Here is a 14,447-nt window from a genome sequence, read left to right as displayed (position 1 = left end):
TTAGCGGGCGGCTAAAGCAGCCATTCTACACAGGCACGAATAATCCCCAGTGAAAGGCCAATAAAACCACCGACCACGACACCATTGACTCGAATCATATGCAAGTCGCCACCGACTTCGTTTTCGATCTTATCGATCATTTCACGTGAGTCCCATTCGTGTATACGTTCACTGATAAACCGAATGACTTTTTCGCTATATTGATCGGAGAGATTGATGGCAATATCACTCATTTTTTCATTCAGCAATTGGCGTACAGCGGCGTTAGAGACAATATTTTCGCCCACTTGTTGAATGGCGACACGTAGATTTTGTGCAATCCCTGAATCGGGCTTTTCTAAATCAGAACGAATGGCATCGCATAAAATCACCACTGCACCACTGATAAAATTCAACATTTGTGGACTATCGAGCATGGCATCTTTGGTACTGTTCAGGCGTTGGCTGGCAACACTCTGATTGTCCGCCAGTTGCTGCATAAGCTGCTGTGCCATGTCTTCGATTTTACGGCGCCACGGATGTTCATGGTCGGCAAGCATCGACTCGACACGACTGACCAGTGAATCAATGGTGCGCTGTTGTACATCAATACCGATCCAGCTCGCACCTTTGGCGAGCTTCCAAACCCCGAGTTCTTTAAACAACTGACGTGATAAATCACGAGTTTGTTCAGGGTGCTGTAACATCCAATCATGGGCTAAATCTAGTCCACGTTGCAGAACATCTTGATGGAAGTCATTTTCTAAAACTGCCCGTAGCATTTCACTGGCCAAATGATTGACCTGAGTATTTCGTACCCATTGCACGCTGTTATTTTGGATAAAGCGTCCAATTTGTTCCTGACCGACAAATTCGAAAATTTTCGGTACCGTTTGCTGAATGACTTGGGTCACTTGCGCATTATTGTGCGGATTGGCCAACCATTTCCCGACAGCAAGAGAGAGATCCGTCTCCGCTAAACTTTTTTCAACCACTTGTGGTGAAAGAAAATTTTCCTGAACAAAGCGGCCCATCGACTCGGCAATGCGCGCTTTATTGCGTGGAATAATTTCTGTGTGGTCACGTAAAAATTTAGGAATCGGAATACGACCAAAGGGATTGCGAAATAAAACGGTTATCGCATACCAGTCTGCCAAACCACCAACCACGCCAGCTTCTGCTGAAAGCATCAAAATATGAATGAGCCAAACATATTCGGGCAGCAATTTAGCTGCGATCATCAATGCAATCCACGCCAGCACCGCCACCACCAAAGCAATGGTGGCGAAGCGTTTACTGCGTTGCAGACTAGGTGAAACAGCAGGCTGTTCAGTTGGGTTCATCAATGATCGGGTCTCTATGGGTTGACTTATTTGGTGGTAGGCTCAGCGGCTACAGGCAAAGGATTTCCTTGGCTGTCTAAACCATATTTAGCCCCGAGTGATTGCAAAATCAAGCGAGCATCAAAGGCATCCTGAGGGGCTTTGGCACGATCTTTATAGCAAGTAATACTGTAGGAAACTTGAGTTGGATCGAGTGTGACCACCTGTGGAACGTCATAAAACGGGCCTGGCCAAAAACCAGGATGGCGACGGTAATAGCCATATGGATAAGGCATTGGGTCTGGGTAAATCACCGCTTGGCGCGGCGGTTTTTGACTCCGATTACTCGGATCATCCATGACTTTAAAATATTGAAAGCCATTGTGTAGGGTGGTTTGAGCGGCTTTAACCAAGGTGATTTCTTCGGCAGTACCATAGCTCATATTGGGTCTAGCTTGAAAGCTAATACGATAGCTTTGCGCATTTAATGGTGTCGCAGAATATTGACCGAGTTGTTCAAAGGTCAAAGGTTTTGATGGGGTTGTGGCACAGCCAGTCAAACCGAGTGCTGCGGTTATGGCTGCTGCGATAATGAGTTTGTTCATGCGCATACTCCTGTTCAGTCGGTTCATGGCAAGGGGAGATACTGGCCAAAAGCCGTCAATTAAAAGCTAGAATTGGGCTGGGTTAAAAATTCCAATTCCTCTGCTGTGGATGTTCTGCCCAATACCGCATTGCGATGAGGGTAACGTCCAAATCGATCGATAATCACTTTATGCTTTTTTTCAAATTCTAAGTTGATCGGATTGCCCAGTTGCTCAAATAATTTTAACGCGCTTTGATGGATTTTTTTCGATTCGCTATGCATAAAGGGCATATATAAAAATGAGCGCTGTTCAGGGCTTAATTGTAGATCTAAACCCTGCGCGATAGCTTCTTGTGCAAGCGCCAAAGCCAGTGCATCTTGGGCAAAAGCCAAGCCAGAGTCACGGAATAAATTTCGAGAAAATTGATCTAAAACAATAATTTCAGCCAATCGACCTTCGGCAGTCGTACGCCATTGCCACAGTTCTACTTTACTCGCCGCTTGATGGATGTCTTTAAACTTTTTTTCGATTAAAACATCAAAATTATTGCTTTTAGCGAACCAATTAGGCTGATTTTCTGGGTTAAACCAAAATTCGAGAATATCTTGATAATTCATAAGTTTTAAGCATTATTAGCATATATTTGTTTATAAAATCACAAATTTCAAATGTCATATAGAGTAAGTTTGTGATAAAAAATTGCCAAAATAAAATCACGGTTTGTCTCAAAACTATACAGTGGGTCATATGCCCACTTCAAATCGCGTTATACTGATATAAACTGATGATTTTATTTTAGTAGTTTCTTCCATTTAAGCGAGATAGCAATGAGTCAACCCGAATCGACCTCTCAAGACATTTTACCGACTTGGGTAGATTCTTCGCTGATTAAAGGAATGTTGCGCGGTATTGAGCGTGAAAGCTTACGTATGCAAAGCAACGGTTTCTTGTCTCAGGCCGACCATCCCCAAGCCTTGGGTGCGGCTTTGACTCATCCGCATATTACGACAGACTATTCTGAAGCTTTAATGGAATTTATCACGCCGCCAAAAGAAACCATTACAGAGGCGTTGAACTATCTGCAAGATATTCACGCTGTTGCACATACGCATTTAGAACATGGTGAAAAACTTTGGCCATTGTCGATGCCATGCATGTTGGATAAAGACGAAGACAGTATTCGTTTAGCGCAATATGGCAGCTCGAATATAGGACGTTTTAAAACCTTGTACCGTCGTGGTTTAGGGGTGCGCTATGGTCGCCGGATGCAGACCATTTCAGGGGTGCATTATAATTTATCCTTCCCAGATCATTTCTTTGAAGCACTGCAACAGCACGAAACTGACGATGCCCTTAAAGCATTGAGCTTACAGGATTATCGCAGTCATCGTTATTTTGGCCTGATCCGTAATTTTATTCGTTTAACGCCATTGGTGATGTTTTTGGTTGGGGCGAGCCCGTCGGTGTGTAAATGTTTTATGACTGGACGTGAACATCAGCTGTTACCGCTCTTAAAAGGCACGCTATTTTTACCCTATGCAACGGCGCTGCGTATGGGAAATTTTGGTTATCAAAATTCGGCACAAAAACAGTTAGGGATTCACTACAACGACATTCAGGCATATTTGGAAGGTTTGCAAAAAGCGGTGCATACCCCGTATGCCGCATTTAGTCATTTAGGTTTAAATGATGAACAGGGTGAACCGATTCAAATTAATGACCACGTGTTGCAAATTGAAAATGAATACTACAGTTTGGTTCGTCCGAAACAAGTGCCACAGGATGGTGAAACACCATCTGAAGCCCTGCAAAATCGTGGTGTGGGTTATGTAGAATTACGCGCAGTAGACGTCAATCCTTATAGCCCGATTGGGATCAATGAAGACACGGCAGGCTTGCTTGAAGTGGTGGCTTTATACTGTTTATTGCAAGACAGCCCAGCATTGTTAGATGCCGAACAAAATGAAATTGAGAAAAATCAGGCTGAAGTAGTAAACCGTGGCCGTGCGCCAAACGCAGTGATTTTACAGCAAGGCCAAGCGATTCCAATTGAAACATGGTGTCGTACACATGTTGCAGCGATGCAACCGTTGGCTGAATTGCTGGATGATTCTTACAATACAGATATTTACACTCAGGCAATGGCTGTGATGCAATCACGCATCGATGAAGTCGATGAAACATTGTCGGCACGTATGATTAGCGATACTTTAGAACAAGGTGGAACTTGGGGCTTTGGTAGCTTTATGGCCTTACAACATGCTGAAGTGTATGAGCAGCATGTTTTGAGCCCTGAAACTGCAGCATATTTTGCACAAGCTGCTGAGCAGTCTTTAGAAAAACAGGCTCAACTTGAGCAAGACTGCACCTTGAGTTTTGAAGAATATTTGAAAAACTTTAGATAAAAAATTTTAAGAGGATTTACCATGAAATGGAGTTTCCGCTTCGTGAGTGGTTTGTTGTTTTTAGCCAGCGTGATCGGTATGTCTTTTGCGCTGTTTTTAGAACATGTACAAGGCTTAGAACCTTGTCCATTATGCGTATTCCAACGTATTGGTTTGATTGGACTCGGCATCATTTCATTGATTGCGTTGATTCACAATCCAGCATCGAATTGGGGTAAACGCATTTACGCATTGTTGGGGACACTATCAATTCTTTGGTCTGCTGGGGTGGCTGCGCGTCATATTTGGCTGCAAAACTTACCGCCAGACAAAGTACCTAGCTGTGGCCCAGGACTGGATTATTGGGTAGAAACGCTGCCGTTAAAATCAGTCTTTGAACAAGTACTAACCGGCTCTGGTGAATGTGCCAAAGTGGATTGGACGTTCTTGGGACAATCATTACCGGTTTGGTCATTGGTGTTTTTTGCGGTCTTAACTTTGCTCAGTCTTTGGCAGTTATTGCGTAAATACCCAAGCAAACCAGTGCCACGTTTACGTGATAAATTCTAATTCAGTGATATATAAAAAAGCCCTCAGTTGAGGGCTTTTTTATACGAGTCTGCATGGGGGAAGTTTACCTTAGGTCAGGGCAATGCCTTCCATACTTTCCAAGTCCATCATAAATTCATAGATATGATCACAAGCTTTATCGTCATTGTTTGGATAGAACCAATGCACGATTTGCTCGGCCACTTGTGGATGATGCTGAATTTCGAAATGGTTCAGGCCATAAAAAATTGCTTTATGTGAATCTGGAACTTTCAGTTGATACCGTGCATTTGGATGTTCCCCCAACGCACTTTTCACACTGACCAAGTAATCTCCAATCACATGTCGCGTTTTATTGCGACGATGTTCATATTCAATGGTCCCTGCCACGAGGTAGGTATTGATATGTGATGGAATCGGGGCAGGTTTACGGTTGTCATCCATGAGCCCAATGCGGACATCATTATGTTCCCAATCGTCATCACGCACGCTGCCATAGCGCAAATCTAAAATGCCGTTACTACGAATATTCACCACGTGCCCCACGATTTTGACCAAGGGGAAACGCCCCAATTGATCTTGCAGATGAAATCCGACACGTTCAAGCACAGCACCATGATGTGGTGAGCCCAAGCAGACTAGATTTTCGACTTGATGAATCCATTGATACATATTTTGTTTGCCATAAAAAATGGCACTACGGGAGACTAAGCCCCCCATACTATGACCAATTAAGTCGATACTGGTAATACCGGGGTTGCGACGGACCAAATCCTCTAATGTATTGGCAAGGCTGCGGCCATTGGTCGAAATACGACGACCCGTGTTGTAATTTAAATACAGCATGGTGTTGTGGTCACGTTGTGACAGTAATTTTTCACCAATGCCGCCATATTTGGCTGTCGACCATGACAGATGATTCATGCAGAGCCCATGAATCAACAGGGTAATACGACCGGTTAATTCGCCTTTTTGTACCGCACCATAATGGTCGTAAACCACCATGGGTAAGGCCATCGGGTTGTGATATTTCAGTAAATAGTCGCCCAAGACCCCATTCAGCGCGCCCACTAAAAAATGTAAAGACGGCGTGAGGGGTTTGTCGTGTAAGCGTGGGAATTTTTCAATAATGCTACGCAGCGTTGGTGCAAGTAAATAATTGCCATAGTTGAAAAAGGTGTTGTAAGAAAATTCATAAATCCGTGCAATCGTCGGCTGCTTATGAAAGGCTTTCGAGCCTTGTTCGCTCATTCCAAAAATACTGATTAAAATTTCACGTTGAATGTTTTTGATCAAGTCATGCACGACATCACTAAAACGCATTGTCACGAGCTGTGCCAAACCTTCCAGTACATCTGCTTGACTGGGTGGTGTGCGATCCCATTTACAATAGGTTTCATGCAATGGTGTTAAGCTAGGCATAATGTTCCTATCCTTACATTCAATGCTATTCCTCGATTGTATTTATTACTGGAATAGTCTGAAGTTTCATTGTTTATTTTATAAAATTCTCACGAACAGCTTTTACAATACCGATAACAGACCTGTCGGTGAATGCCTTTTGTCTGACAATTTTGCTAAAAATTCAAATTTATAAAATGTGATGTAGTTAGCACTTATATGCCACTTTTAAGGCAATTTAAAGATCAATTTGGAATCAAAATGATGAATATTGTGTATTTGCATGGTTTTCAAAGTAACTCAAATTCAGTGAAAGGGCAGATATTACGGTGCTATTGCGCAGACTTAAATGGTGTGCATATGCATTTGCCAGATTTGAATATGCCACCGCTACAGGTGATGCAGCAGATGTCAGAGCTGATTGACGGTCTAGATGATGTGGTTTTAGTGGGCAGCAGCTTAGGTGGCTTTTATGCGACGCAGTTGATGGCACGCCATCACATTCCTGCGGTGCTCATCAATCCTGCGGTCTATCCATGGCAATTATTTCGTGATTTATTTGGCGAGACGGCATTGCCCTATCAGGTGACTGAAACATGGTGCTTAGATGATGCACAGCTCAATCAAATGCAGGCTTTGGCGGTATCTAAGGTTAAGAATGCAGATCAACTGTTGGTCTTGCTCCAACAAGGTGATGAAACCTTGGATTATCGAGATGCCGCTGATTTTTATAGTGCGGCTCAAGCCGGCATGGCCATGTTGATCACTGAGGTGGGTGGAACACATGGCATGGATGATTTTGCAGAAAAAATACCGATGCTCTTGCAGTTTTTGTCCGATGCTGTCAAAAATATGCCTAAATAAAATGATCCAATACAAATGCTGACATGCCAGATCTAACATACAAAAAATGGGCAGTTACGACATCATTTGACGTTTAAATTGTTTAAGAAAATGGCGGCTGATCGCAAGAGATATGCATTTTAATAAAAAAGCATATACTGTAGCGCTTGAAGAAATGTTTTAACCAAAAAGCAGGGAATTTTGCAACGTGACGCAATATACGGCTCAATCACTTGAAGTTTTATCTGGCCTAGATCCGGTACGTCGTCGTCCGGGGATGTATACAGACACTACACGACCAAACCATTTGGCGCAGGAAGTGATAGATAACGCCGTCGATGAAGCGCTTGCAGGACATGCCAATAAAATTACCGTGACAGTGTATAAAGATGGCTCATTGTCAGTTGAAGATAATGGTCGTGGGATGCCGGTTGACATCCATCCTGAGTATGGTCAAAGCGGGATTGAAATCATTCTGACCAAACTGCATGCCGGCGGTAAATTCAGCACAGACAATTATCAATTTTCAGGTGGTCTGCATGGTGTAGGGATTTCTGTCGTCAACGCATTGTCCAACCGTGTTGAGGTGGAAGTTCAACGTCATGGCAACCTGTATAAAATGGCTTTTGAACATGGCGTTCCTGTGGCACCGCTTGAGGTGTTGGAAGGTAAATGCGCTAAACGTGCAACGGGTACTACCGTGCATTTTTGGCCTGAAGCGAAATATTTTGACTCACCTAAATTTGCCTTAAAAGCGCTTAAACATAATTTAAAAGCCAAAGCAGTATTGGCAGCCGGTCTACAAATCATTTATGTCGATCAAATCAATAACGAAAAAATTGAATGGCAGTTTGAAAATGGTCTGGTTGACTATTTGATGGATGAACTGCAAGACCGTGACATCGTTCCTGCCCCTGCATTTGTGGCGACTGGTGAAGCAGAGCGTGCCAGCGCCGAGTTTGCGATTTGTTGGAATGTGGAAGGCGGTGAGTCCATTCAAGAGTCGTATGTGAACCTCATCCCGACCGCGCAGGGCGGTACCCATGTCAACGGTTTACGTTCGGGTGTGACAGATGCGATTCGTGAATTCTGTGAATTACGGAATTTATTGCCACGGAATATGAAACTGTCTGCCGAAGATGTGTGGGATGGCGTCAACTTTATTCTGTCTTTGAAATTTCAAGAGCCACAATTTTCGGGTCAGACCAAAGAACGACTTTCAAGCCGTGAAGCCTCTGGTGTGGTGTTAAATATTGCCAAAGATGCCTTTGCACTGTGGCTGAATCAAAACTCCGATATTGCCATGCAACTGGCTGAAATGGTGATTGCCAAGGCCGGTCGCCGTTTAAAAGCTGCGAAAAAAGTTGAACGTAAAAAGATCGTTTCAGGTCCAGCTTTACCAGGTAAATTGGCTGACTGTGTAGGTCATACCCTCGAAGAATCAGAACTGTTTATTGTGGAAGGGGATTCTGCAGGTGGTTCTGCCAAGCAAGCACGTGATAAGAACTTCCAAGCGATCATGCCGATCCGTGGTAAGATTTTAAATACTTGGGAAGTGTCTTCAGACGAAGTTTTGGCATCGCAAGAAGTACATGATATTGCGATTGCCATTGGCGTTGATCCGGGCAGTGACGACTTGTCAGAACTCCGTTATGGCAAGATTTGTATCTTGGCCGATGCCGACTCGGATGGTTTGCACATTGCAACTTTACTTTGCGCACTGTTCGTCAAACATTTCCATACTTTGGTTGAGGAAGGGCATCTGTTTGTGGCGATGCCACCGCTTTTCCGTATAGATGACAATAAAGATGTGCACTATGCCTTGGATGAAGATGAACTAGAAAGCATCTTAAAGAAATGTAAAACCAAAAATCCTCAAATCACTCGATTTAAAGGATTGGGCGAGATGAACGCGAGTCAGCTGCGTGAAACGACTATGGATCCCGATACACGTCGTTTAGTGCAACTGGACTTGGATGACGTACAGTTTACTTCAGGTTTACTCGACAAATTATTGGCGAAGAAGCGCTCTTCAGACCGTAAATATTGGTTGGAACAGAAGGGTAATTTGGCCGATTTAGCGGTTTAAAATTGCAACAAGGAAAAAACCACGCAAGTGGTTTTTTTTTGCTTCAAATTTAGGAAAAGCTGCATGATTTGTGTGCCAAAACACCGTGTTTTTTGAAAAACGTCGCAAAATTGTTCAATTATAGGTCAAATGTTGGATACAAGTTTGTATGCATCTTTGCGGTGATTTTACGATTTTTGAATCGACCCATAAAAAATTAAAAGCAAATTTTATGATTGTAACTATGTGAAAAATAACATTTAAAAATAAATAAAAGCACTCAATCAAAATAAAAAATAAGGCTTGGCACAGTTATTGAATTGCTCTGTTGTGATGAAAGACAACAAATGCATTTTAAAAATGTGAATTACAAGCTTAGGTTGGGAGTGTGAATAATGTTTCAACGCAATGTATTTGCTAAAAGTATTTTAGCGGCAACGATGACTGGGGCGATTGCTTTAACGGGCTGTTCAAAACCTGCAGAAGAAAAAACAGAAAGCGCTACATCAGAACCAAAAGCCGCTGCAGCAAGTGGCGATACTATTAAAGTCGGGATCTTACATTCGCTGTCAGGCACGATGGCGATCTCAGAAACTTCTCTAAAAGATACGGCCTTGATGGCGATTAATGAAATTAATGCCAATGGCGGGGTATTGGGCAAAAAACTAGAACCTGTGGTGGTGGATCCGGCATCGGACTGGCCACTATTTGCGGAAAAAACTCGTCAGTTGATTACCCAAGACAAAGTAGCCGTGATTTTTGGTTGCTGGACGTCGGTATCTCGTAAGTCGGTTTTACCCGTGGTTGAAGAATTAAATGGCTTATTGTTCTACCCTGTTCAGTATGAAGGTCAGGAACAGTCTAAAAATATTTTCTACACAGGTGCAGCACCGAATCAGCAAGCGATTCCTGCTGTTGAATATCTGATGAGTGAAGAGGGTGGTAAGGCAGAACGCTTTGTACTATTGGGCACAGACTATGTTTACCCACGCACTACCAACAAAATCTTACGTGCATTCTTGAAGTCAAAAGGCATTGCCGATGCAGACATCATGGAAGAATACACGCCATTTGGTCATAGCAACTATCAAACCATTGTGGGCAATGTGAAGAAGTTTGCGGCAGGGAAAAAGACTGCTGTGATCTCGACCATTAACGGCGATTCAAATGTGCCATTCTATCGTGAATTGGGCAACCAAGGCATCAAAGCTGCGGATATTCCAGTGATGGCGTTCTCTGTAGGTGAAGAGGAATTACGCGGTATCGACACCAAGCCGCTGGTCGGACACTTGGCATCATGGAACTACTTCATGTCAGTGAAAAATCCAGTGAATACTGAATTCACCAATAAAATGAAGCAGTATGCCGTGGAATACAAACTGCCAAATGCCGATAAATTTGTGACCAATGACCCGATGGAGGCTACCTATGTCGGCATCAATATGTGGAAACAAGCGGTAGAAAAAGCAGGAAGCACAGATGTCGATAAAGTGCGTGAAGCTATGGCCGGCCAAGAATTTAAAGCGCCATCGGGCTATACCTTGCAAATGGATGCGTCGAACCATCATTTGCATAAACCAGTCATGATTGGTCAGATCCGTGCCGATGGTCAGTTTGATGTGGTGCACAAAACCGCAAAAACCATTGCTGCAGAGCCATGGAGCCCGTACATCCCGAAATAATTCAATCCAAATGCCTACTGCCATTGTGTAGTGGGCATGTTTTGATGTGATCCCTAGATGGGGTTGTTCTATTACTCAATAGGGATGCTTATAAGATGAAAAAATTACGCAATTTCCCGATCCTTTTTCTATTCCTGAGCCAATTATTCTGTCTGCAAATCGTGCATGCAGAAACTGCAGCGAATGTCGTGCCTACGGTGCAATCTGTGCAGCAAGGTGACGCCATTCAGCAATTTGTTCGCGGTAGTTTTACCGAGCGCCGCAGTTTACTGAATCAATGGCCGGGCGATATTGAATCCTTAGATCAGTTGGCCGCATTGGTCGAAAAAGACCAGTTATATAGTGGTCAAAGCGGTCAAACCTATATTTTAGAAACTGACGAAAAATTATTGAGCTATCCTGATTTGCAAACCGTGACGGATTGGCCTGCCGATTTATCTCAAGTCACCTTGGTGAATACCCTTCGTAAAGCCTTAACGTTTGCGCAAGCGAAAGAAAAGCTGCAATCGGATGATTTAAACCAACGTTTGGATGCAATTGATATTTTAGAAAATAACTTGGCTGAGTTGGATGTTAAAAATATTAATCAATTGTATTTAAATGAAAAAAATAACAAAGTTAAAGCCCGTTTAGCGCAGCTCAAAGCACGCTTGGATTATCAAAACCCTGATGTTTTACAAAAAATACAGGCGGCCAAAGTGCTGCAAGATTCTAACCGTCCCGATGTGTTGGCGATGGTGGAACAGGAATTACAACAAGCCAACCTGCATCCTGAGTTAAAAGCCGCACTGACAGAAGCCAAGAGCAATATTAAAACTCGTATTCAGGCCAGTGAATGGACTGGACATGTCTTTTCAGGTCTCAGCACGGCCAGTATTTTACTACTGGCGGCGTTGGGCTTAGCCATTACGTATGGTCTGCTAGGCGTGATTAACATGGCGCATGGTGAACTGATCATGATCGGGGCCTATACCACTTATGTGGTGCAAAGCCTGTTTAAGAGTTATCTCAGTAGCTATGTCGATTGGTACTTGATTGCCGCGATTCCTGCTGCATTTATTGTAAGTGCTTTGATCGGCATGTTGATTGAACGTACTGTTATTCGTCCCTTGTATGGCCGTCAATTGGAAACACTATTAGCCACCTTTGGTGTGAGCTTAATTTTAATGCAAGTGGTGCGCATGGTTTTTGGTGCGCAGAACGTTGAGGTGTCGAATATTTCATGGCTGTCAGGGGGCATTGCTGTGACACCGAGTCTGATGCTGCCTTATAACCGTATTGCCATTATTGGCTTTACCGTTGCGGTACTCCTATTACTGGTTTACTTGCTGAATAAAACCCGCTTTGGTTTATTTGTTCGTGCCGTGACGCAAAACCGTCAAATGGCACAGGCCGTAGGTATCCGTTCTAGCCGCATTGACATGATGGCTTTTGGTTTAGGTTCGGGGCTTGCAGGTCTGGCAGGCTGTGCCTTAGCACAAGTCGGCAATGTCGGTCCTGACCTAGGACAAAACTATATTATCGATGCGTTCTTGGTGGTTGTGGTGGGTGGTGTTGGCCAAGTATGGGGCGCAGTACTGGCTGCATTAGGTCTAGGTGTTAGTGGCACAGTGCTGGAAATCGGCATGGGTGCAGTCTTAGCGAAAATTATTCTACTAGTTCTTGTGATTTTGTTTATTCAAAAACGTCCACAAGGTTTGTTTGCCATCAAAGGCCGTTTTGTGGAGTAAGCGCATGAAAATCACTTCGTTATTATCGGATAAACCCTATAGCGGTATGGCGATTGCCGTGTGCTTTGCCATTTTGCTGATTTTACCTTGGTTACATGTATTACCCGCCGATTCAGCACTGCATTTATCAGCGTATTGGGTCACGCTCATTGGCAAAATTATGTGTCTCGCCTTGGTGGCATTGGCCTTAGATTTGGTTTGGGGCTATGCCGGCATTTTAAGCTTAGGGCATGGTCTGTACTTTGCCTTGGGCGGCTATGCCTTCGGTATGTATCTCATGCGCGAAGCGGCAGGCGATGGCTTACCCGATTTTATGCGCTTTTTGAGTTGGACCGAGCTACCGTGGTACTGGATGGGTACTGAACATATCGTGTGGGCATTGGCTTTGGTGGTTTTAGTCCCAGGACTGATTGCCTTCATTTTTGGCTTCTTTGCCTTCCGCTCCAAAATTAAAGGCGTGTATTTTTCAATTATTACCCAAGCCATGACCTTTGCCGCTGCGCTACTATTTTTTCGCAATGAAACCGGCTTTGGCGGTAACAACGGCTTTACCGGTTTTAAAACCATCTTAGGTCTAGATATTACCTCTGCACCAATGCGCGCAACCTTGTGTTTCCTCACTGCACTGACTTTGCTGGTCTGTTTTGTCGGTTTACGCCACCTGATGAATAAACCCTATGGTCGTGTACTTGGTGCAATTCGTGACAGTGAAAACCGTTTGCAATATTTAGGTTACCGCACCTTATGGTACAAGCTCTATGCATGGGTGTTGTCAGCAGTGATCGCAGGGATTGCTGGTGCTTTGTATGTACCCCAAGTTGGCATTATTAACCCGAGTGAGATGAACCCTGTCAATTCGATTGAAATGGCGGTGTGGGTGGCTGCAGGTGGTCGCGGTACGCTGATTGGCCCGATACTGGGTGCAGGTTTAATCAATGGGGTGAAGACCTATTTCACGGTGGCTTATCCAGAGGCATGGCTATTGATTTTAGGTGCGCTGTTTATTGTGGTAACGATATTCCTGCCAAAAGGTGTGATTGGGTTATTAGAGCGGTTTAAAAAGGAGCGCAGCGAATGAATGATCAATGGGTTCAACCGCATGGCGGTCATGCTGCTGAAGGTTATGGACGACCAAAGGAGCAGGGTGCGGATTTCAGTCACGGCATTGCCTTGTATTTAGAAAAAGTCAGTGTCTGGTTTGATTCTTTCCGTGCATTAAATGATTTGTCGTTATATATCAAAGAAGGTGAGCTGCGCTGCATCATTGGTCCCAATGGTGCAGGCAAAACCACGCTGATGGATGTGATTACAGGGAAAACTCGTCCGACAGAAGGTTCGGCTTTTTTTGGGCAAACCTATGATTTGGCAAAAATGAGTACAGAGCAAATTGCAGAAGCTGGGATCGGTCGTAAGTTTCAAAAGCCTACTGTATTTGAAAATTTTACTGTGATGGAAAACCTGTTATTGGCAGCACCGAAAGATAAACGGGTGAAAAAGAGTTTCTTCAGCAAACTCGATCCAGATGCGCAAAATGCCTTGGACGAATCTTTAGCACAAATCCGCTTAGAAGAATTAATCCATAAACCGGCAGGGCTGTTGTCACATGGTCAAAAGCAGTGGTTAGAAATAGGCATGCTACTGATGCAGCGTCCAAAGTTGATTCTGCTAGATGAACCCGTAGCAGGGATGACCGATGCTGAAACAGAGCGTACCGCAGAGCTGTGTTTAGAATTGAAAAAGAACCATACCCTTATCGTGGTTGAACATGACATGAGCTTTATTGACACCATCAGTGAAAAAGTCACCGTGTTGGCGCAAGGTGCGATTTTGGCCGAGGGTACATTGGCCGAAGTCCAAGCCAATGAAGATGTCATTGAAAAATATCTTGGACGTTAAGGAGCA

General features: G+C 43.8%; 12 protein-coding genes. 8 read left to right on the top strand and 4 right to left on the bottom strand.

Going from position 1 to position 14,447, the window contains the following annotated elements:
* Positions 1 to 11: 11 nt before the first annotated feature.
* The 3 genes from FTT76_RS14140 to FTT76_RS14130 are packed head-to-tail and all read right to left on the bottom strand — an operon-like array spanning position 12 to position 2,505.
* On the bottom strand, positions 12 to 1,322 hold the full coding sequence (locus tag FTT76_RS14140; protein ID WP_180190589.1) for a DUF445 domain-containing protein: 1,311 nt from the start codon (positions 1,320 to 1,322) through the stop codon (positions 12 to 14).
* Between the two features lie 26 nt (positions 1,323 to 1,348).
* Positions 1,349 to 1,906: a hypothetical protein gene (locus FTT76_RS14135; protein WP_180041416.1), complete on the bottom strand. Its 558-nt coding sequence runs from the start codon at positions 1,904 to 1,906 to the stop codon at positions 1,349 to 1,351.
* A gap of 59 nt (positions 1,907 to 1,965) precedes the next feature.
* Positions 1,966 to 2,505, bottom strand: a complete 540-nt coding sequence (locus tag FTT76_RS14130) for a DUF924 family protein (RefSeq protein ID WP_180190588.1) — start codon at positions 2,503 to 2,505, stop codon at positions 1,966 to 1,968.
* A gap of 210 nt (positions 2,506 to 2,715) precedes the next feature.
* On the opposite strand from FTT76_RS14130, the gene gshA reads away from it, so the two are divergent.
* Together gshA and FTT76_RS14120 are read left to right on the top strand one after the other, a co-directional pair.
* Entirely contained in the window at positions 2,716 to 4,293 is a 1,578-nt protein-coding gene (gene gshA / locus FTT76_RS14125; protein WP_168379700.1) for a glutamate--cysteine ligase, read from the top strand.
* Positions 4,294 to 4,314: 21 nt separating this feature from the next.
* Entirely contained in the window at positions 4,315 to 4,842 is a 528-nt protein-coding gene (locus FTT76_RS14120; RefSeq protein ID WP_078190602.1) for a disulfide bond formation protein B, read from the top strand.
* A 69-nt stretch (positions 4,843 to 4,911) separates the two neighbouring features.
* Here the strand turns inward: FTT76_RS14120 and FTT76_RS14115 are convergent, their stop codons facing one another.
* The gene (locus tag FTT76_RS14115) at positions 4,912 to 6,243 is read right to left on the bottom strand and encodes an alpha/beta hydrolase (RefSeq protein ID WP_180025879.1); all 1,332 of its coding nucleotides are present in this window, start codon (positions 6,241 to 6,243) and stop codon (positions 4,912 to 4,914) included.
* 243 nt (positions 6,244 to 6,486) lie between these two features.
* Between FTT76_RS14115 and FTT76_RS14110 the strand changes: the two genes are divergently transcribed.
* From FTT76_RS14110 to urtD, 6 genes are all read left to right on the top strand, one after another.
* The gene (locus FTT76_RS14110; protein WP_180190603.1) at positions 6,487 to 7,086 is read left to right on the top strand and encodes a YqiA/YcfP family alpha/beta fold hydrolase; all 600 of its coding nucleotides are present in this window, start codon (positions 6,487 to 6,489) and stop codon (positions 7,084 to 7,086) included.
* Positions 7,087 to 7,273: 187 nt separating this feature from the next.
* On the top strand, positions 7,274 to 9,154 hold the full coding sequence (parE, locus tag FTT76_RS14105; RefSeq protein WP_180190587.1) for a DNA topoisomerase IV subunit B: 1,881 nt from the start codon (positions 7,274 to 7,276) through the stop codon (positions 9,152 to 9,154).
* 374 nt (positions 9,155 to 9,528) lie between these two features.
* Positions 9,529 to 10,815 (top strand): urea ABC transporter substrate-binding protein, encoded by a 1,287-nt coding sequence (gene urtA / locus FTT76_RS14100; RefSeq protein ID WP_180004371.1) that lies wholly within the window; start codon positions 9,529 to 9,531, stop codon positions 10,813 to 10,815.
* A gap of 95 nt (positions 10,816 to 10,910) precedes the next feature.
* Complete coding sequence (gene urtB, locus FTT76_RS14095; protein ID WP_180066484.1) at positions 10,911 to 12,545, top strand: urea ABC transporter permease subunit UrtB; 1,635 nt, start codon at positions 10,911 to 10,913, stop codon at positions 12,543 to 12,545.
* 4 nt (positions 12,546 to 12,549) lie between these two features.
* Positions 12,550 to 13,623, top strand: coding sequence for an urea ABC transporter permease subunit UrtC (gene urtC, locus FTT76_RS14090; RefSeq protein ID WP_180190586.1), 1,074 nt, complete (start codon positions 12,550 to 12,552; stop codon positions 13,621 to 13,623).
* The gene (gene urtD / locus FTT76_RS14085; protein ID WP_068532837.1) at positions 13,620 to 14,441 is read left to right on the top strand and encodes an urea ABC transporter ATP-binding protein UrtD; all 822 of its coding nucleotides are present in this window, start codon (positions 13,620 to 13,622) and stop codon (positions 14,439 to 14,441) included. Before urtC ends, urtD begins: the two co-directional genes overlap by 4 nt.
* The last annotated feature ends 6 nt before the right edge of the window (positions 14,442 to 14,447 follow it).

Origin of the sequence: Acinetobacter sp. YH01009, assembly GCF_013420765.1 — a bacterium.
Lineage (GTDB): Bacteria > Pseudomonadota > Gammaproteobacteria > Pseudomonadales > Moraxellaceae > Acinetobacter > Acinetobacter amyesii.
The sequence above is the reverse complement of the archived record's forward strand: the minus strand, read 5'-3'. Positions and strand labels throughout refer to the sequence as shown.

Excerpts from the sequence above, each read along its gene's own strand:
- FTT76_RS14115 (WP_180025879.1), bottom strand. The coding sequence starts at position 6,243 with ATGCCTAGCTTAACACCATTGCATGAAACCTATTGTAAATGGGATCGC.
- urtB (WP_180066484.1), top strand. The coding sequence starts at position 10,911 with ATGAAAAAATTACGCAATTTCCCGATCCTTTTTCTATTCCTGAGCCAA.
- FTT76_RS14135 (WP_180041416.1), bottom strand. The coding sequence starts at position 1,906 with ATGAACAAACTCATTATCGCAGCAGCCATAACCGCAGCACTCGGTTTG.
- urtA (WP_180004371.1), top strand. The coding sequence starts at position 9,529 with ATGTTTCAACGCAATGTATTTGCTAAAAGTATTTTAGCGGCAACGATG.
- gshA (WP_168379700.1), top strand. The coding sequence starts at position 2,716 with ATGAGTCAACCCGAATCGACCTCTCAAGACATTTTACCGACTTGGGTA.
- FTT76_RS14140 (WP_180190589.1), bottom strand. The coding sequence starts at position 1,322 with ATGAACCCAACTGAACAGCCTGCTGTTTCACCTAGTCTGCAACGCAGT.
- FTT76_RS14130 (WP_180190588.1), bottom strand. The coding sequence starts at position 2,505 with ATGAATTATCAAGATATTCTCGAATTTTGGTTTAACCCAGAAAATCAG.
- FTT76_RS14120 (WP_078190602.1), top strand. The coding sequence starts at position 4,315 with ATGAAATGGAGTTTCCGCTTCGTGAGTGGTTTGTTGTTTTTAGCCAGC.
- urtC (WP_180190586.1), top strand. The coding sequence starts at position 12,550 with ATGAAAATCACTTCGTTATTATCGGATAAACCCTATAGCGGTATGGCG.
- FTT76_RS14110 (WP_180190603.1), top strand. The coding sequence starts at position 6,487 with ATGAATATTGTGTATTTGCATGGTTTTCAAAGTAACTCAAATTCAGTG.
- urtD (WP_068532837.1), top strand. The coding sequence starts at position 13,620 with ATGAATGATCAATGGGTTCAACCGCATGGCGGTCATGCTGCTGAAGGT.